This is a genomic window from Streptomyces sp. NPDC029152, assembly GCF_055564355.1.
This window is the reverse complement of record NZ_JBVHWR010000016.1, coordinates 113394-131065: the sequence shown is the minus strand read 5'-3', so window position 1 is coordinate 131065 and position 17672 is coordinate 113394. Positions and strand designations below refer to the sequence as shown.

Here is a 17672-nt window from a genome sequence, read left to right as displayed (position 1 = left end):
TCGTCGCGCACGGCACGCGGTACCGACCGCGTCACACGCCGCCCGTGCGGCCGGGCAGGGGAGCCCGGCCCAGGGGCGGTTCTGCCGTAGGAGACGGACAAGAAACGTCGGCCTCAGGCGGGTCCGGGCGCCCCGGACCCGCACGACAGGGCCGTGCAACAGGGGAGGGACACGCCATGGGGAACGAGCAGAACGGCGACGACCAGGGTCGGGCCCAGCAGGACAAGCAGGCCCGCGACCGCGCCGCCGCCGACAGCATCGGCCGCACCGCAGGCGGCAACTTCGCCTTCCTCCGTGCCGAGTGGCCCGCCCTCTACGACGAGGCGATCCGCGCTGAGCGGCTGATCCACCACGACCCCCGTGCCGCCTGCTTCTACGCCCGCCGTGCCGTCGAGATCGCGGCCCGCTGGATGTACGACAAGGACAGCAGCCTCAGCGAGCCCTACAAGAAGGACCTCGCGGCGATGCTCCACGAGCCGAGCTTCCGGCAGCTCGTCGGGCCGACGGTCAACGCCAAGATGGACCTCATCCGCCGGCACGGCAACAACGCCGTGCACAAGGCCGCCCCGGTCCCCAGGGCCGTCGCCGAGGCCAGCGTCAAGGAGCTGTTCCACTCCCTCTACTGGTTCGCCCGTACCTACACCCGCCAGGGTGCCGCGCTGCCGCCCGCCGGGCTGGAGTTCGACACCAGCGCCGTACCGCGCCCCCTCTCCCCCCAGGCCCGCGAGCTGAAGCAGGCTGACCTCAAGGCCAAGGAGGCGGAGGACGAAGCACGCTTCAAGCAGCAGGCCGAGCAGCTGGCCGCCGAGCGGGCCCAGAACGAGGACCTCGCCCGCCAGCTCGAAGAGCTCAAGGCACAGATCGCCGCCGCGAAGGCCGCCAACCAGTCCGTGCGGGACACCCACGACTACGACGAGCAGGCGACCAGGGACGCCTTCATCGACCTGCTCCTCAAAGAAGCCGGCTGGGACCTCCTCACCCCCGGCAAGGACACCGAGTACCCGATCGCCTCCGGGATGCCCACCAAGACGGGCAAGGGCTACGTCGACTACGTCCTCTGGGGCGACGACGGCAAGCCCCTCGCCGTCGTCGAGGCCAAGCGGACCCGGCGCGACGCCCGCGACGGACAGCAGCAGGCGAAGCTGTACGCGGACGCGCTGGGGAAGCAGTTCAACCGCCGCCCGGTGATCTTCTACACCAACGGCTACGAGACCTACCTCTGGGACGATGCCGCGTGGAGCGAGGAACCCGGCAAGGAGAAGGGCTACCCGCCCCGCCGGGTACAGGGCTTCCTCACCAAGGCCGAGCTCCACTGGCGCATCCGCCAGCGCGCCGGACGCCTCTCCCTCACGGCCACGCCCGTGAACGTGAAGATCGCCGGCCGCCCCTACCAGCTCCGCGCGATCAAGCGGGTCGGCGAGACCTTCGAGCGGGACCTGGGCCGTCAGGCGCTGCTCGTCATGGCGACCGGCACCGGCAAGACCCGTACCACCGTGGCCCTCGTGGACCAGCTGATGAAGGCCGGCTGGGCGCAGCGGGTGCTGTTCCTCGCCGACCGGCAGGCGCTGGTCACCCAGGCGATGAAGGCGTTCAAGGAAAACCTGCCGAACACCCCCGTGGCCAGCCTCCTCGACGACAAGGCCGCCTCGGCCCGCGTCTACCTCTCCACGTACCAGACGATGATGAAGCAGATCGACGTCGTGGACGGCGCGGGCCGCCGCCGCTTCGGCCCCGGCCACTTCGACCTGATCGTCATCGACGAGGCGCACCGCTCCGTGTACGCGAAGTACGGCGAGCTGTTCCGCTACTTCGACTCGCTGCTGCTCGGCCTGACCGCCACGCCCAAGGACGAGATCGACCACAACACCTACAAGCTGTTCGCCATGGAGGACGGGGTCCCGACCGATTCCTACGACCTCCACGAAGCCGCCGCCGAGGGCTACCTCGTCCTCCCCAAGGCGGTGAAGGTGCCGCTGAAGTTCATGGAACAGGGCATCCGCTACGCCGACCTCTCCGAGGAGGAGAAGGCGGAGTGGGACGCCAAGGAGTGGACCGAGGACGGCGACATCCCGGACGCCGTGGGCCGCCACGAGATGAACAAGTTCCTCTTCAACGAGGACACCGTGGACAAGATGCTGGAGACGCTGATGACGCGCGGACACCGCGTCGAGGGCGGCGACCGGCTCGGCAAGACGATCATCTTCGCGAAGAACAACGACCACGCCCGCTACATCGAGGAACGCTACAACGCGAACTACCCGCAGGGCGGCGGCCACACGGCGCGCGTGATCACCTACAAGGAGACGTACGCCCAGTCCCTCATCGACGACTTCTCCAACCCGAAGAACCCGCCGAACGCCCCCGACATCGCCATCTCCGTCGACATGCTCGACACCGGCATCGACGTGCCCGAGGTGGTGAACCTGGTCTTCGCCAAGCCGGTCTTCTCCAAGACCAAGTTCTGGCAGATGATCGGCCGCGGCACCCGCCTGCGCCCCGCCCTCTACGGCCCCGACCCCGACAACCCCGACCACAACAAGCAGAACTTCTACGTCTTCGACTTCTGCGGCAACATCGACTTCTTCAACAGCCAGCTCGACCGGTCGGAGGGACGCAGGGCCGTCACCCTCACCGAGAAGCTCCTCCAGCGCCAGCTCGACCTCGTCCGCGTCCTGGACAAGCGGCAGCAGCCCGACCCGGCACGGGACGCCGGCCCCGACGCCATCGGCACCGAGGCGGAGATCCGCTGGTCGCTGGCCCACCGGCTGCACCACGTCGTCACCGGCATGAACCTGGACAACTTCCTGGTCCGCCCGCACCGCCGCGAGATCGAGGTCTTCAGCGACTTCAGCCGCTGGCACCGGGTGGACGACGACGCGGACACCGCGCTCCGCGAGCACGTGCTCGGCCTGCCCAGCGAGTTCCGTCCGGACGGCGAGGAGACGGGCGAGGAGGCCAAGCGGTTCGACCTGATGGCGTACGGGCTCCAGCTCGCCGCGCTGGAGGGCGGCAAGGAGTTCACCAAACTGCGCGCGAAGATCCAGGACATCGCCTCCGACCTGCTCACCAAGACCAACATCCCGGCGGTCGGCGAACAGGCCGAGCTGCTCGAAGCGGTCGCGGGCGAGGAGTGGTGGGACGGCGTCACGCTCCCGCTGCTGGAGGACATGCGGCGCCGCATGCGCAAGCTCGCCCGCCTCACCGACCCCAAGGTCAAGCGGAACGTCGTCTACACCGACTTCATCGACGAACTCGGCGACATCACCGAGGCCGAGATCCAGGGGATGCCCCAGGGCACGGACGAGCAGCGCTTCAAGCAGAAGGCCAGGGCCTATCTCCTGCGCCACGAGGACCAGCCGGTGGTGCGCAAGCTGCGCCTGAACGAGCAGATCACCGAGCGCGATCTCGCGGCTCTGGAGGAGATCTTCCTCACGGAGGCTATCGCCTCCCCGGAGGACCTCGACGAGGTGCGGTCATCCGGCGGCCTCGGTCTGTTCGTCCGCGGGCTGTGCGGACTGGACCGGCAGGCGGCACAGAAGGCGTTCGAGGCGTTCTGCACCGGCAAGCAGCTCAGCTCCCGCCAGCTCGACTTCCTGACACTGATCATCGACACAGTCGTCAGGCGCGGAATCCTGAGCCTCGGGGACCTCTACGAGGACTCCTTCGCCGACCTCGCCCCCGGCGGCCCGGACGACCTGTTCACAGAGGACGAACTCGAACACCTCAAGGTCATCTTCAACGAGCTGGAAAGGACGGCCCAGCCCACGGCCCTGGCCGCCTAGGCTGGGCGCCATGCCGATCAAAGCCGTGGTCTGGGACGTGGACGACACCCTCTTCGACTACACCACCGCCGACCGCGAGGGCATGCGCGCCCACCTGGTCGCCGAGGGCCTGCTCGCCGGGTACGGATCGGCCGAGGAGGCGCTCGTGCGCTGGCGGGAGATCACCGACCGGCAGTGGGCACGCTTCGCGGCGGGCGAGGTCGACTTCGTCACACAGCGGCGCGACCGCGTCCGGGTCTTCCTGGGCCGGCCCGGGCTGACGGACGAAGAGGCCGACGCCTGGTTCCAGCGTTACGTCGGCCACTACGAGGCCGCCTGGTCCCTCTTCCCGGACGTGATGCCCGTCCTCGACGCCCTCGTCGGCAGCCACCGGCACGCGGTGCTCTCCAACTCCAGCCTCACCGTCCAGGACCGCAAGCTGCGCGTGCTCGGCGTGCACGACCGCTTCGAGGCCGTCCTGTGCGCCGCCGAGCTGGGCGTCTCCAAGCCCGAGCCCGGTGCCTTCCTGGCGGCCTGCGACGCCCTGTCGCTGCCCCCGGGCGAGGTCGCCTACGTCGGCGACCACCCGGAGATCGACGGGCGCGGGGCCCACGACGCCGGGCTCCTGTCGGTCTGGATCGACCGCGGCGGCGCCCGTGCGACCGTCGACCCGCCCGCCGGACCGCGCCGTATCGCGTCCCTCTCCGAACTCCCCGCGCTCCTCGGCGCCGATACTCGTTTTGGAGCCCCGTCCACCTTCGGGTAATGTTCTTCCTGCGCCGCCGGGGAGCGGGCCGAAAGGGCCGGGAACCGGAAGCGCAACGCTAGAACAAGATCCCCTCTGGGGCTTGCGTTCCAGTGGCCTATGGTGTAATTGGCAGCACGACTGATTCTGGTTCAGTTAGTCTTGGTTCGAGTCCAGGTAGGCCAGCTCGCAGAGCTTATCTGCGCCGCGGAGAACATCCGCAAAGCCCCCGTTGTGTAGCGGCCTAGCACGCTGCCCTCTCAAGGCAGTAGCGCCGGTTCGAATCCGGTCGGGGGTACAGATCCTTCCCGCGAGGACGGTCAGGGTAGCTCCCGCTGACCTCGATGCAGGATCGCTAGGGCCCCCGTTGTGTAGCGGCCTAGCACGCCGCCCTCTCAAGGCGGTAGCGCCGGTTCGAATCCGGTCGGGGGTACTGACTGGTCTAAACCATCATTGGTCTATGGTGTAATTGGCAGCACGACTGATTCTGGTTCAGTTAGTCTTGGTTCGAGTCCAGGTAGACCAGCTCGGACCTGCGGCGGTGCAGTATTCAACGCTTGCAGAGTCCACGCCCCCGTTGTGTAGCGGCCTAGCACGCCGCCCTCTCAAGGCGGTAGCGCCGGTTCGAATCCGGTCGGGGGTACGAGTCCGAAGGGGGCTCCCGCTGAGGCGGGAGCCCCCTTCGGCGTTCACTCGATGCCGTACCGCCGCGCCGACTCCTCCTCCTGCGCCAGCCGGTGCAGCGCCCGCAGCACCGGCTGGAAGAGCACCGCCGCCGCGACCGCCAGCTCGACCTTCTCCTTCTCCTCCGTGGCCTGGCTCTCCATGAAGTCCAGGTCCCGCCGGGCCACCTCGTGCATCAACTCCCCGTACGGCGCCATCCGTTCCGCGTCCCAGGGGTAGTCCAGCCGCCGCAGCGCCGCCACCGCCACCACCAGGGAACGGTGCACGGGGGAGAGGGGGGCCATCTCCCGGGCGGTCTCCCAGCCCAGCGTCTCCAGCAGCCGGTCCACCTCGGCCCGCGCCGCGATCACGGCCGGGTCCTCCTCGTCCGGCTCGGCGTCCTGCGGCAGCGCCCACAGGGCCGCTCCCAGCCGGATCGTGCGGCCCAGGGAGTCGTCGTCGACGTGCCCGAGCACCTCCCGCGCGGTCGCCACCGGCACCTTGCCCACCTGGATCAGCGCCCGCACCAGGCGCAGCCTGCGCAGATGCCCCTCGTCGTACTCGGCCGTGGTCGCGTTGACCTGCCGGCCCGGCGGCAACAGGCCCTCGCGCAGGTAGTACTTGATCGTCGCGGTGGAGACCCCGCTGCGCTTGCTCAGATCGGCCAGTCGCATCCCTCGCGCCTTTCATCAGGTACCGGAACTATCCAAGTATGCGGTGCCGGACAGTGCCGCTCGCCAACACGGGGAGGCGTCGTGCCAGGACAGTCCGTCACCGCGGGCCGTACCACGGCCGCCGCCGAGGGCGAGGTGACCGTCCTGCTGATCGGCATGCGGATCAACCGGTTCTGGCCGGTGCACCACTGGCTGCCGGTCCTCCTCGCCGTGCCGCGCATGCTCCGGGAGCTCGCGAAGGACCCGGACCGGGGACTCCTGGGCCACGTGCTGCTGACGGGCTCGCCGCGCACGTACTACGTCGTCCAGTACTGGGTGTCCGAGGAGAAGCTCTACCGGTACGCGCACGCGCCCGGCATGTTCCACCACCGGGTCTGGGCGGCCGTCGACCGCGAGGAGCGGGCGGGGAGGGTGCGCGGGTACGTCGGGCTGTGGCACGAGACGTACGTCGTGCCCGAGGGGTCGTACGAGTCGACCTACGCCGACATGCCGGCCTTCGGGCTCGCCGCGGCCCACGGGCGGGTGCCGCTCGAAGCGCGGGGCAGGCGCGCGCGGGACCGGTTCGCCCACCGGTCGCGGGGGAAGGCGGGCCCCGGCGAGGCCGCCTCGCGGGATGCGTGAGACCGGAGGAGGGCCTGCCGCGGCGTTGGGGCGGGCCCTCCTCCCGGCCGGGTGCCGGTGTGGTGGGTCAGCCGGTGCGGCGCAGGGCCTCGGAGAGACGGCCGGCGGCGTCGATGACCGCCTGGGCGTGCATCCGGCCCGGGTGGCGGGTCAGGCGCTCGATGGGGCCGGAGACCGAGACGGCGGCCACCACGCGGTTGGAGGGGCCGCGCACCGGGGCGGAGACGGAGGCGACGCCGGGCTCCCGCTCGCCGATCGACTGGGCCCAGCCCCGGCGGCGCACGCCGGACAGGGCGGTCGCCGTGAAACGGGCGCCCTGCAGGCCGCGGTGCAGTCGCTCGGGCTCCTCCCAGGCCATGAGGATCTGTGCCGAGGAGCCGGCCTTCATGGTGAGCGTGGAGCCGACCGGGACGGTGTCCCGCAGGCCCGACAGACGCTCGGCCGCGGCCACGCAGATGCGCATGTCGCCCTGACGGCGATAGAGCTGCGCGCTCTCGCCCGTGACGTCACGGAGGTGGGTGAGCACCGGGCCCGCCGTGGCGAGCAGACGGTCCTCGCCGGCCGCCGCGGCCAGTTCGGCCAGGCGGGGGCCGAGGATGAAACGGCCCTGCATGTCGCGCGCCACCATACGGTGGTGTTCCAGCGCCACGGCCAGGCGGTGGGCCGTGGGTCGTGCCAGTCCGGTCGCCGCGACCAATCCCGCGAGGGTGGCCGGACCGGACTCCAGAGCGCTCAGGACGAGGGCCGCCTTGTCCAGAACGCCGACGCCGCTACTGTTGTCCATGCAACGATACTCCCGTCTCACTCTGTGAAACGCAAGTTCAATTTTCCGTGGAACCCGCCACTCTGGATGGCACGAAGTCACCAACGGCCCGTGACGAAAGGGCCTGGCGGCGGTTGCCCGGAAACAGGGGTGAGGGCGCCGCCTCCTCAAGATCTCTAGTTGGGTCGGCGCGCGTCGCCGGCCGGAGGGAAAGCGATGGGTAGGACACTCGCGGAGAAGGTCTGGGACGACCACGTCGTCCGGCGCGCCGAGGGCGAGCCCGACCTCCTCTACATCGATCTGCACCTGCTGCACGAGGTGACCAGCCCGCAGGCCTTCGACGGCCTCCGCAAGAGCGGCCGCCCGGTGCGCAGGCTCGACCTGACCATCGCCACCGAGGACCACAACACCCCGACGCTCGACATCGACAAGCCCATCGCGGACCCGGTCTCCCGGGCCCAGCTGGAGACGCTGCGCAAGAACTGCGCGGACTTCGGCGTCCGGCTGCACCCGCTGGGCGACGTCGAGCAGGGCGTCGTGCACGTCGTCGGTCCGCAGCTGGGTCTGACCCAGCCCGGCACCACCGTGGTCTGCGGCGACTCGCACACCTCCACGCACGGCGCCTTCGGCGCGCTGGCCTTCGGCATCGGCACCTCCCAGGTCGAGCACGTGCTGGCGACCCAGACGCTGCCGATGGCCCGCCCGAAGACCATGGCGATCACCGTCGACGGCGAGCTGCCCGAGGGGGTCACGGCCAAGGACCTGATCCTCGCGATCATCGCGAGGATCGGCACCGGTGGCGGCCAGGGCTACATCCTGGAGTACCGGGGCGAGGCCATCGAGAAGCTCTCGATGGAGGCCCGCATGACCATCTGCAACATGTCGATCGAGGCCGGCGCCCGCGCGGGCATGATCGCCCCCGACGAGACCACCTTCGCCTACCTCCAGGGCCGCCCGCACGCCCCCGAGGGCGCGGACTGGGACGCGGCGGTCGAGTACTGGAAGACGCTGCGCACCGACGACGACGCCGAGTTCGACGCCGAGGTCGTCATCGAGGCCGCCGAGCTGTCGCCGTTCGTCACCTGGGGCACCAACCCGGGCCAGGGCGCGCCGCTTTCCGCCGCCGTCCCCGACCCGGCTTCGTACGAGGACGCCTCGGAGCGCCTCGCCGCCGAAAAGGCCCTGGAGTACATGGGGTTGGAGGCGGGGCAGCCGCTGCGCTCCATCAAGGTGGACACCGTCTTCGTAGGTTCCTGCACCAACGGCCGCATCGAGGACTTGCGCGCCGCCGCCGAGATCGTGAAGGACCGCAAAGTCGCCGAGGGCGTACGGATGCTGGTCGTCCCCGGCTCCGCGCGGGTGGGTCTGCAGGCCGTCTCCGAGGGCCTGGACGTGGTCTTCAAGGAGGCCGGCGCCGAATGGCGGCACGCCGGCTGCTCGATGTGCCTGGGCATGAACCCGGACCAGCTGGCCCCGGGCGAGCGCTCCGCGTCCACCTCCAACCGCAACTTCGAGGGGCGTCAGGGCAAGGGCGGCCGCACCCACCTGGTGTCGCCGCAGGTCGCGGCCGCGACGGCCGTACTGGGCCACCTGGCCTCCCCGGCCGACCTGTCCGCCGCCGACGCCCCCACGCCCGCTGGAGTCTGAGAGTCATGGAAGCATTCACCACCCACACCGGCCGGGCCGTCCCGCTGCGCCGCAGCAACGTCGACACCGACCAGATCATCCCCGCCCACTGGCTCAAGAAGGTGACGCGGGACGGGTTCGAGGACGGGCTGTTCGAGGCCTGGCGCAAGGACCCGGAGTTCGTCCTCAACCGGCCCGAGCGGCAGGGCGCGACCGTGCTGGTCGCCGGCCCCGACTTCGGCACCGGCTCCTCGCGCGAGCACGCGGTCTGGGCGCTGCAGAACTACGGCTTCAAGACCGTGATCTCCTCCCGCTTCGCCGACATCTTCCGCGGCAACTCGCTGAAGAACGGCCTGCTCACGGTGGTCCTGGACCAGAAGGCCGTGGACGCGCTGTGGGAGCTGGTGGAGAAGGACCCGCAGGCCGAGATCACGGTGGACCTGGAGTCCCGCGAGGTCCGCGCCGAGGGCATCACCGTCTCCTTCGAGCTGGACGAGAACTCCCGCTGGCGGCTGCTGAACGGGCTGGACGACATCTCGATCACCCTCCAGGACGAGGCCGGCATCGCCGCCTACGAGGCGAAGCGCCCCTCGTTCAAGCCGCAGACGCTCCAGGTCTGACCCGCGGCCGATCCGGCTGCGCACAAGGTCGAGTTTCGGCCACCCGGCATTCCCCCCGTACCCCCGATCGGCCCGATCGGGGGTACGGCCGTGTCCGGGCCCGGACGGGACCCGGGCCCCCCGTCCGGACGATCAACTTCCCACGTTACGGCTGTGATTGCTGGGGTACACGTGTTGTGGAACCCCAGACTCCGCGGGTGCCGGGAAGGCCGCCCGGGGCGGCAGTTGCCCCCTGCGCAGGCGACAACTCGCCCCAGATGGCACAATCTGTGCATGGAACACGACGGCCAACTCGAGCTCTATGCGGCGGTCGCGGTCCGGCTCAAGGAAGCGCACACAAGAGTGCGCGCACTGCAAGTCCCGGAGGGCGTACGGATGGCGCTGACCCGGAAGCTGCTGGTCATTACGGCCGCGGCCAAACACGATCTCGCCGGTGCGGCAAGGCGTCTGGACCGGTTCGCGGCGGACCTCGACGAGGGTCGATTCCCCGAAGGGGAACGCTGAACAGGCCGAGATCACCGAGTCCGTTGCGGCACAAGGGTGATTAGCCCGTTTCGTGTTTGATTTGCGGTATATATCTGCCTAACGTGCGAAAAGGCTTGAACAGATTCGTTCTGGCGATGTCTCCGAAGGGGAAGACGTGAACAAGGCGCAGCTCGTAGAAGCGATTGCCGACAAGCTGGGCGGCAGGCAGCAGGCTGCCGACGCTGTCGACGCGGTCCTGGACGCCCTCGTCCGTGCGGTGGTCGCTGGGGACCGGGTTTCGGTCACCGGCTTCGGTTCCTTCGAGAAGGTCGACCGTCCGGCCCGTTACGCCCGCAATCCCCAGACGGGCGAGCGGGTTCGGGTCAAGAAGACCTCGGTGCCGCGTTTCCGCGCGGGACAGGGCTTCAAGGACCTGGTGAGCGGCTCGAAGAAGCTCCCGAAGAACGACATCGCGGTCAAGAAGGCCCCCAAGGGCAGCCTGTCCGGCCCGTCGCCCACCATCGCCAAGGCCGCGGGCAAGAAGGCCGCCGCCAAGAAGGCGACCGGAGCGGCGAAGAAGACCACGGGCGCGGCGAAGAAGACCAGCGCGGCCGCGAAGAAGACGACCGCCAAGAAGACCACCGGCGCGGCGGCGGCGAAGAAGGCGCCCGCCAAGAAGTCCGCCGCCAAGAGCACCACGGCCGCCGCGAAGAAGACGACGGCCAAGAAGGCGCCCGCGAAGAAGGCGACGGCCACGAAGGCCCCGGCCAAGAAGTCGACCGCCCGCAAGACCACCGCCAAGAAGGCCACCGCCCGCAAGAAGTGACGGGCGACGGGCCGAGGGGCACTCACGCGCCGGGCCGGACTCCCACGGGAGTCCGGCCCGCGGCGTGTCCGGGGCGGTGCGGCGCCCGGCGGATCAGAACGTCTGCAGCGTCACCAGCGTGATCCGGCGGTCCGCGCCCGTGCCCTCGGTCTCGACGCGCACCCGCTGCCCGGGCCGCAGCAGCCTGAGGCCCCCCGCGTCGAACGCCGCGGCGTCGAAGGGCACCGGAGTGCCGTCGTCGAGCAGTACCTGTCCGCTGCGGCTGTCGGGGTCGTACGTGTATGCGGTCGCCTGCATGTCCGCAGCCTACTGCCCGGGGACCAGCAACCGCGCCGCCACCGCGGCCGTACGAGGACCCACCCCCAGCGCCAGCGCGGTCCGCAGGTCGCCGCCGGTGTCGACGTCCTGCCGTACGGAATCCACCGCGTCGAGGCGCAGTTCCACCGCGCCCGACGCGTGGTGGCGGGCCCGGGAATCCGGGCCGAATGCGGGGGACAAATCGCGGCCCGGCGCGGCGGTCAGCAGGGTCGTGCCGATTCCCGCCGCGTCCGGGAGAAAGGCGCGCCGGAATTGCGCGGCCGCCACCAGCACCCGCGTCAATTCGCTCGGCCGCAAAGCGGGAAGATCGGCGTTCAGGGCGGCCACCGGACTTTCGGGGCGGGTCGCCCGTACGGTCGCCGCCCCGTGCGCCAGGGCGGCGTTCAGACCGCCGCCCGGCTCGTCCGGAACGACCCGGGCGCCCAGGTCCGCCAGCTCGCGGCCCGCCCGGACGTCGTCCGTGACGACTGCCACATCCGCCACCGCCGGGCAGGCCAGCGCGGCCGCCACGGTGTCCTGCGCGAACGCCAGCGCGAGACCCGGCCGCACCCCGTCGTCCACGGTGTCGGCCAGTCTGCTCTTGGCCCGGGCGAGGGTCTTCACGGGCACGACCAAGGTCCACTGCACGAGCGTTCCGTCCTTCTCTCGTCGCCGCCATTGTCGCCCGGGGGCTCCGGCGGTCCACTCGCCGGGGCGTACGGTGTTCTCGACAGACGGGCGGCCCGGGGCGACACTTGTCCGGCCCCAGGCCCTGGAGGAAAGGTGTCCGCGTGCCCCGCCGCAGAATCGGCTTCTGGTACCGCTTCGCCGCGGTGATCTGCAAACCGCCGCTGGTGGTTCTGATCAAGCGGGATTGGCGGGGAATGGAGAACATGCCGGCCGACGGTGGATTTATCACCGCCGTGAACCACAATTCTCACATCGACCCCTTCGCGTACGCCCACTACCAGTACAACACCGGGCGCGTGCCGCGATTCCTCGCGAAGAGCGGCCTTTTCAAGAAGGGATTCGTCGGCGCCGCGATGCGCGGCACCGGGCAGATCCCCGTCTACCGCGAGAGCACGGACGCGCTCAGTGCCTTCCGGGCCGCGATCGACGCCGTGGAGCGCGGCGAGTGCGTCGCCTTCTACCCCGAGGGCACCCTCACCCGCGACCCCGACGGCTGGCCGATGACCGCCAAGACCGGTGCCGCGCGCGTCGCCCTGCAGACCAAGTGCCCGGTGATCCCGGTCGCCCAGTGGGGCTGCAACGAACTGCTGCCCCCGTACGCCAAGAAGCCCAACCTGCTGCCGCGCAAGACCCACCACGTCCTGGCGGGCCCCCCGGTCGACCTGTCGCGCTTCTACGACAAGGAGATGACCGCGGACCTGCTGAAGGAGGCCACGGAGGTCATCATGGCCGCCGTCACCCGCCAGCTGGAGGAGATCCGCGGCGAGAAGGCGCCCGAGACCCCCTACGACCCGCGCCGCGAACGGATCGAGCAGCGGCGCCGGACCCAGGCGCAGGCACGGGCGGCCCAGCGGGCGCAGGCGCACGCGCCGCAGGAGAAGCAGGCGGAAGGGCAGGGCACGTGAGCGAGCCCGTCAAGGCGGCCGTCTTCGGCACCGGGTCGTGGGGCACCGCCTTCGGCGCGGTCCTCGCCGACGCCGGATGCGACGTGACCCTGTGGGGGCGCCGCGCCGGCCTCGCCGACGCCGTCAACTCCACCCGGATCAACCCGGACTACCTGCCCGGCATCGAACTCCCCGAGAACCTGCGGGCCACCACCGACGCCGCCGAGGCCGCGCGGGACGCCGACTTCACCGTCCTCGCGGTCCCCTCGCAGACCCTGCGCGCCAACCTCGCCGACTGGGCGCCCCTGCTGGCACCCGGCACCGTCCTGGTGTCGCTGATGAAGGGCGTCGAACTCGGCTCCGCGATGCGGATGAGCGAGGTCATCGAGGACGTCGCCAAGGTCGGCGCCGAGCGCATCGCCGTGGTCACCGGCCCCAACCTGGCCCGGGAGATCGCCGCCCGCATGCCGGCCGCCGCCGTGGTCGCCTGCCCGGACGAGGCCGTCGCCCAGCGCCTGCAGGCCGCCTGCCACACCCCGTACTTCCGCCCCTACACCAACACCGACGTCGTCGGCTGCGAACTCGGCGGCGCCGTGAAGAACGTGATCGGGCTGGCCGTCGGCATCGCGGACGGCATGGGCCTCGGCGACAACGCCAAGGGGTCGCTCATCACGCGCGGCCTCGCCGAGACCACACGGCTCGGTGTGGCCCTCGGCGCCGACCCGCTGACCTTCTCCGGACTCGCCGGTCTCGGCGACCTGGTGGCGACCTGCTCCTCGCCGCTGTCCCGCAACCACACCTTCGGCACCAACCTCGGCAAGGGCATGACCCTGGAGGAGACCGTCGCGGTCACCAGGCAGACCGCCGAGGGCGTCAAGTCCTGCGAGTCGGTGCTGGATCTGGCGCGCAGGCACGGCGTCGACATGCCGATCACCGAGACGGTCGTCGGCATCGTGCACGAGGGCAAGGCCCCGTCGGTCGCGCTCGAGGAGCTGATGTCGCGCAGCGCGAAGCCCGAACGACGCTGAGCGACGCCGGGCCGGCACCCGGGTGCCGGCCGCGCCACGCGGCCCCGCCGACGCTGTCTCGCGGCCCTGCGGGCGGGTACTCTCGACGCGATATGAGCACCGAGAACCTCCCCCAGAGCCCCGAGCAGCCGCCTCGCAGACCGCGTGTGGCCGTCGTGTTCGGCGGGCGCAGCTCCGAACACGGGATCTCCGTGGTCACCGCCGGCGCCGTCCTCGCGGCCATCGACCGGACGAAGTACGACGTCCTGCCGATCGGCATCACCCAGGACGGCCGCTGGGCGCTCACCGCCGACGAGCCGGAGCGCATGGCGATCACCGAACGGCGCACCCCGAGCGTCGACCAGCTCGCCGAGTCGGCCGAGGGCACCGTGGTGCTCCCCGTCGACCCCGCGAGCCGCGAAGTCGTCTACAGCGAACCCGGCTCCGTGCCCAAGGCGCTGGGCGAGGTCGACGTCGTCTTCCCCGTGCTGCACGGCCCCTACGGCGAGGACGGCACCCTCCAGGGCCTGCTGGAGCTGTCCGGCGTGCCGTACGTCGGCTCGGGCGTGCTCGCCTCGGCCGTCGGCCAGGACAAGGAGTACATGAAGGCGGTGTTCACCTCCTACGGGCTGAAGGTCGGCCCGTACGTGGTGATCCGGCCGCGCGAGTGGGAGCAGGACCGTTCCGGCGCCCGCAGGAGGATCGTGGACTTCGCCGGCGAGCACGGCTGGCCGCTGTTCGTGAAGCCCGCCCGCGCGGGTTCCTCGATCGGCATCACCAAGGTCGACGACCTCGCCGGACTCGACGAGGCGATCGAGGAGGCCCGCCGCCACGACCCGAAGATCCTGGTCGAGGCGGCCCTGCGCGGCCGGGAGATCGAGTGCGGGGTGCTGGAGTTCGAGGACGGCCCCAGGGCCTCCGTCCCCGCCGAGATCCCGCCGCCCTCGGCGCACGCGTACTACGACTTCGAGGCCAAGTACATCGACTCCACGCCCGGCGTCGTGCCCGCCCCGCTGACGCCCGAGGAGACCGCCGAGGTCCAGCGCCTCGCCGTCGGGGCGTTCGACGCGGCCTCCTGCGAGGGGCTGGTGCGCGCGGACTTCTTCCTCACCGAGGACGGCGAGTTCGTGATCAACGAGATCAACACGATGCCCGGCTTCACGCCGATCTCGATGTACCCGAAGATGTGGGAGGCCACCGGCGTCGGCTACGCGGAGCTGGTGGACCGGCTGGTCCAGGCGGCGCTGCGGCGGTCCACGGGCCTGCGCTGACCCACGACCGACCCCGCTGTCTTCAGAAGGCGATCCCCTCGGGGATCGCCTTCTTCACGGCGGGGGCGAGGTCGACCAACGGCGCCATCCCGTCCCCGGCGCGCTCCGCGGGGATCGTCACCTCGACGTACGCCTCACGCAGCGTCGTGGTGAACCGGAACGCCCCGTCCTGCTGTTTCTGCAGCTGCCAGCCCACACCGTCGACCTCGACGCCGTCGGCCTCCGGATCGTTCATCTCCGCGGGCCGCTCCACCCCGCAACGCAGTATGATCAGCGGGTTTCCCCAGCCCGCCGTCAGCGCGGAGGCGGGCTCGGGATCCTCACGGTTCAGGCCGTCCACCGTCGACGGCAGCGCCTCGTCCAGGTTCTGGCACAGCTCGGTGACCTTCGCGTCCGGGCTGGGAACCGCCGCCGGCACGCTGTCGTCTGCCGAGGAGCAGCCTGCGGCGGCGATCAACAACGCGAGAGCGGGCAGGCGGAGGCACCGGTGACGGTAGGAGTTCACCGGCCCAGCGTAGACGGGGGCTAGAGATGGACGACCGGGCAGGTCAGGGTGCGGGTGATGCCGTCCACTTGCTGGACCTTGGCAACCACCATGCGGCCCAGCTCGTCGACGGTGTCGGACTGGGCGCGGACAATGACGTCGTAGGGTCCCGTCACGTCCTCGGCCTGGATCACTCCAGGGAGCTTGCTGATCGTCTCGGCGACGGTCGACGCCTTGCCGACCTCCGTCTGGATCAGAATGTACGCCTGTACCACGGAACCTCCACAGCGGCCACGAGGATCATGTGGGGAAAAGGAACGCCACGGTATCGCGTCGTCGCTCTCCGTGGGGAGACCCGCGGGACGCCGGGCCCGCGCGCCGGGATGTTGTGATGAGACGGGTCGACGACCACGCCGGCCGTGACAACGGCCATGTCGACCGTAACCAGGACAGAGATGACGCGCGACCGGGCACGGACAGGGACAGAAGGGGCGTAAGGCAATGAAGGGCACTGTTGGTGAGCTCGGGGAGTTCGGGCTCATCAGGGAGCTCACCTCCCGTCTCACCTCCACCCCGGCGGTCCGGGTCGGCCCCGGCGACGACGCCGCGGTGGTCGCCGCGCCCGACCGCCGGGTCGTGGCCAGCACCGACATCCTCGTCGAGGGGCGGCACTTCCGGCGCGACTGGTCGACCGCGTACGACGTGGGCCGCAAGGCCGCGGCGCAGAACCTCGCCGACATCGCCGCGATGGGCGCCGTGCCGACCGCCCTGCTGCTCGGCCTGGTCGTGCCCGCCGAGCTCCCGGTGACCTGGCCGACCGAGCTGATGGACGGGCTGCGCGACGAGTGTCAGGTCGCGGGTGCCTCCGTGGTCGGCGGCGACGTGGTGCGCGGCGACACCATCACCGTCTCCATCACCGCCCTCGGCGACCTGCGCAACCAGGAGCCCGTCACCCGGGGCGGCGCCCAGCCCGGCGACCTCGTCGCGGTGACCGGCTGGCTCGGCTGGTCCGCGGCCGGCTTCGCCGTGCTCTCCCGCGGCTTCCGCTCGCCGCGCGCCTTCGTCGAGGCCCACCGCCGCCCCGAGCCGCCGTACCACGCGGGCCCGGCCGCCGCGGGACTCGGCGCCACCGCGATGTGCGACGTGAGCGACGGACTGATCGCGGACCTGGGCCACATCGCCGAGGCCAGCAAGGTCAGGATCGACATCCGCTCGGGGCAGATCGACATCCCGTCCCAGATGAACGACATCGGCCAGGCCGTCGGCGTGGACCCGATGCAGTGGGTGCTCACCGGGGGAGAGGACCACGCGATCGTGGCGACCTTCCCGCCCGACGTGAAGCTGCCCGCCCGCTGGAAGGTCATCGGCGAGGTCCTCAACCCCTCGGCGCTGCCCCAGGTGACCGTCGACGGGGCGCCCTGGACCAGCAAGGGCGGCTGGGACCACTTCGGCGGGGAGGTCGAGGCATGAGGCCGCCCCGGGTCCTCACCGTGGCCGGGTCCGACTCCGGTGGCGGCGCCGGGATCCAGGCCGACCTGAAGACGATGCTCGCCCTCGGCACGCACGGCATGAGCGTGCTCACCGCCGTCACCGCGCAGAACTCCCTCGGCGTGCAGGGCGCCTGGGAACTGCCCGTGGAGGCGGTCCGGGCCCAGTACCGCAGCGTCGTGGACGACATCGGCGTGCAGGCGGTCAAGACCGGGATGCTCTCCTCCGCGGAACTCGTCGAGACGGTCGCCGAATTGATCGGCTCCACCGACGCCCCGGCCGTCGTCGACCCGGTCGGCGTCTCCAAGCACGGCGACGCGCTGCTCGCCGCCTCCGCCCTGGACTCCGTACGCACCGAGCTGCTGCCGGTGGCCACCGTCGCCACGCCCAACCTCGACGAGGTCGCACAACTCACCGGCGTGCGCGTCGGGTCCGACGCCGACCTGCGCCGGGCCGCCGCCGCCGTGCTGGAGTTCGGGCCGCGGTGGGTGCTGATCAAGGGAGGGCACCTGTCGGGCGACGCCGTGGACCTGCTCACGGACGGCTCCGAGGAGCACTGGCTGCGCGCCCCGCGCCTCGACAACCGGCACACGCACGGCACGGGCTGCACCCTCGCGTCGGCCATCGCCTGCGGCCTGGCGAAGGGGCAGTCGGTCCCGCAGGCCGTGACGGCCGCCAAGGAGTACGTCACCGGCGCGATCGCGGCCGGATTCGCGCTCGGCGGCGGCATCGGCCCCGTGGACCACGGCTGGGAGCTACGGCGGGACACGCCCTCGGCGTGATGCCG

General features: G+C 70.9%; 18 protein-coding genes and 5 tRNA genes. 17 read left to right on the top strand and 6 right to left on the bottom strand.

Features of this window, described 5'->3' with window-relative positions:
* Positions 1–176: 176 nt before the first annotated feature.
* The 7 genes from ACZ4V6_RS28685 (at position 177) to ACZ4V6_RS28655 (ending at position 5149) form a co-directional block, all read left to right on the top strand.
* Complete coding sequence (locus ACZ4V6_RS28685; protein WP_467833092.1) at positions 177–3782, top strand: DEAD/DEAH box helicase family protein; 3606 nt, start codon at positions 177–179, stop codon at positions 3780–3782.
* A 10-nt stretch (positions 3783–3792) separates the two neighbouring features.
* Positions 3793–4527 (top strand): HAD family hydrolase, encoded by a 735-nt coding sequence (locus tag ACZ4V6_RS28680; protein WP_467833090.1) that lies wholly within the window; start codon positions 3793–3795, stop codon positions 4525–4527.
* A gap of 93 nt (positions 4528–4620) precedes the next feature.
* A tRNA-Gln gene (locus ACZ4V6_RS28675) sits at positions 4621–4692 on the top strand.
* A gap of 39 nt (positions 4693–4731) precedes the next feature.
* Positions 4732–4804: transfer RNA gene (locus ACZ4V6_RS28670), tRNA-Glu, on the top strand.
* A gap of 62 nt (positions 4805–4866) precedes the next feature.
* Positions 4867–4939: transfer RNA gene (locus ACZ4V6_RS28665), tRNA-Glu, on the top strand.
* 21 nt (positions 4940–4960) lie between these two features.
* Positions 4961–5032 (top strand) — tRNA-Gln (locus ACZ4V6_RS28660).
* Between the two features lie 44 nt (positions 5033–5076).
* Positions 5077–5149: transfer RNA gene (locus tag ACZ4V6_RS28655), tRNA-Glu, on the top strand.
* Positions 5150–5195: 46 nt separating this feature from the next.
* On the opposite strand, the gene ACZ4V6_RS28650 is transcribed toward ACZ4V6_RS28655, so the two are convergent.
* Positions 5196–5843: a MerR family transcriptional regulator gene (locus ACZ4V6_RS28650; protein ID WP_467833088.1), complete on the bottom strand. Its 648-nt coding sequence runs from the start codon at positions 5841–5843 to the stop codon at positions 5196–5198.
* Between the two features lie 81 nt (positions 5844–5924).
* Between ACZ4V6_RS28650 and ACZ4V6_RS28645 the strand changes: the two genes are divergently transcribed.
* Positions 5925–6464 carry a DUF4188 domain-containing protein gene (locus tag ACZ4V6_RS28645; RefSeq protein WP_467833085.1) on the top strand — a complete coding sequence of 180 codons (540 nt, stop codon included), beginning with the start codon at positions 5925–5927 and terminating at the stop codon, positions 6462–6464.
* A gap of 67 nt (positions 6465–6531) precedes the next feature.
* Here ACZ4V6_RS28645 and ndgR read toward each other — a convergent pair whose 3' ends face one another.
* On the bottom strand, positions 6532–7248 hold the full coding sequence (gene ndgR, locus ACZ4V6_RS28640; protein ID WP_010984119.1) for an IclR family transcriptional regulator NdgR: 717 nt from the start codon (positions 7246–7248) through the stop codon (positions 6532–6534).
* 195 nt (positions 7249–7443) lie between these two features.
* Here ndgR and leuC point away from each other — a divergent pair, with 195 nt between their 5' ends.
* The 4 genes from leuC to ACZ4V6_RS28620 all read left to right on the top strand — a co-directional run bounded on the left by leuC (position 7444) and on the right by ACZ4V6_RS28620 (position 10764).
* On the top strand, positions 7444–8874 hold the full coding sequence (gene leuC, locus ACZ4V6_RS28635; protein WP_467833083.1) for a 3-isopropylmalate dehydratase large subunit: 1431 nt from the start codon (positions 7444–7446) through the stop codon (positions 8872–8874).
* Positions 8875–8879: 5 nt separating this feature from the next.
* Positions 8880–9473 carry a 3-isopropylmalate dehydratase small subunit gene (gene leuD / locus ACZ4V6_RS28630; protein ID WP_467833080.1) on the top strand — a complete coding sequence of 198 codons (594 nt, stop codon included), beginning with the start codon at positions 8880–8882 and terminating at the stop codon, positions 9471–9473.
* Positions 9474–9746: 273 nt separating this feature from the next.
* Positions 9747–9977: an SCO5555 family protein gene (locus ACZ4V6_RS28625; protein ID WP_467833077.1), complete on the top strand. Its 231-nt coding sequence runs from the start codon at positions 9747–9749 to the stop codon at positions 9975–9977.
* Positions 9978–10113: 136 nt separating this feature from the next.
* Complete coding sequence (locus tag ACZ4V6_RS28620; RefSeq protein ID WP_467833075.1) at positions 10114–10764, top strand: HU family DNA-binding protein; 651 nt, start codon at positions 10114–10116, stop codon at positions 10762–10764.
* Between the two features lie 93 nt (positions 10765–10857).
* Here the strand turns inward: ACZ4V6_RS28620 and ACZ4V6_RS28615 are convergent, their stop codons facing one another.
* A complete protein-coding gene (locus ACZ4V6_RS28615; RefSeq protein WP_077798928.1) occupies positions 10858–11061 on the bottom strand; it encodes a hypothetical protein in 204 nt (67 codons plus the stop codon).
* 9 nt (positions 11062–11070) lie between these two features.
* Positions 11071–11709, bottom strand: coding sequence for a 2-phospho-L-lactate guanylyltransferase (cofC, locus tag ACZ4V6_RS28610; RefSeq protein WP_467833072.1), 639 nt, complete (start codon positions 11707–11709; stop codon positions 11071–11073).
* A 143-nt stretch (positions 11710–11852) separates the two neighbouring features.
* Between cofC and ACZ4V6_RS28605 the strand changes: the two genes are divergently transcribed.
* From ACZ4V6_RS28605 to ACZ4V6_RS28595, 3 genes are all read left to right on the top strand, one after another.
* Positions 11853–12656 carry a lysophospholipid acyltransferase family protein gene (locus ACZ4V6_RS28605; RefSeq protein ID WP_467833068.1) on the top strand — a complete coding sequence of 268 codons (804 nt, stop codon included), beginning with the start codon at positions 11853–11855 and terminating at the stop codon, positions 12654–12656.
* Entirely contained in the window at positions 12653–13663 is a 1011-nt protein-coding gene (locus ACZ4V6_RS28600; protein ID WP_467833065.1) for an NAD(P)H-dependent glycerol-3-phosphate dehydrogenase, read from the top strand. Before ACZ4V6_RS28605 ends, ACZ4V6_RS28600 begins: the two co-directional genes overlap by 4 nt.
* Positions 13664–13755: 92 nt before the next feature.
* The gene (locus tag ACZ4V6_RS28595; RefSeq protein ID WP_467833062.1) at positions 13756–14913 is read left to right on the top strand and encodes a D-alanine--D-alanine ligase family protein; all 1158 of its coding nucleotides are present in this window, start codon (positions 13756–13758) and stop codon (positions 14911–14913) included.
* 22 nt (positions 14914–14935) lie between these two features.
* Here ACZ4V6_RS28595 and ACZ4V6_RS28590 read toward each other — a convergent pair whose 3' ends face one another.
* Together ACZ4V6_RS28590 and ACZ4V6_RS28585 are read right to left on the bottom strand one after the other, a co-directional pair.
* Positions 14936–15418: a DUF3515 domain-containing protein gene (locus tag ACZ4V6_RS28590; protein ID WP_467833059.1), complete on the bottom strand. Its 483-nt coding sequence runs from the start codon at positions 15416–15418 to the stop codon at positions 14936–14938.
* Positions 15419–15438: 20 nt separating this feature from the next.
* Positions 15439–15672, bottom strand: coding sequence for an Lrp/AsnC family transcriptional regulator (locus tag ACZ4V6_RS28585; protein ID WP_003973433.1), 234 nt, complete (start codon positions 15670–15672; stop codon positions 15439–15441).
* A gap of 226 nt (positions 15673–15898) precedes the next feature.
* Here ACZ4V6_RS28585 and ACZ4V6_RS28580 point away from each other — a divergent pair, with 226 nt between their 5' ends.
* Both ACZ4V6_RS28580 and thiD read left to right on the top strand, forming a co-directional pair.
* Positions 15899–16867, top strand: coding sequence for a thiamine-phosphate kinase (locus ACZ4V6_RS28580; protein WP_161166296.1), 969 nt, complete (start codon positions 15899–15901; stop codon positions 16865–16867).
* Positions 16864–17667: a bifunctional hydroxymethylpyrimidine kinase/phosphomethylpyrimidine kinase gene (thiD, locus tag ACZ4V6_RS28575; protein ID WP_467833056.1), complete on the top strand. Its 804-nt coding sequence runs from the start codon at positions 16864–16866 to the stop codon at positions 17665–17667. Before ACZ4V6_RS28580 ends, thiD begins: the two co-directional genes overlap by 4 nt.
* Positions 17668–17672: the final 5 nt, after the last annotated feature.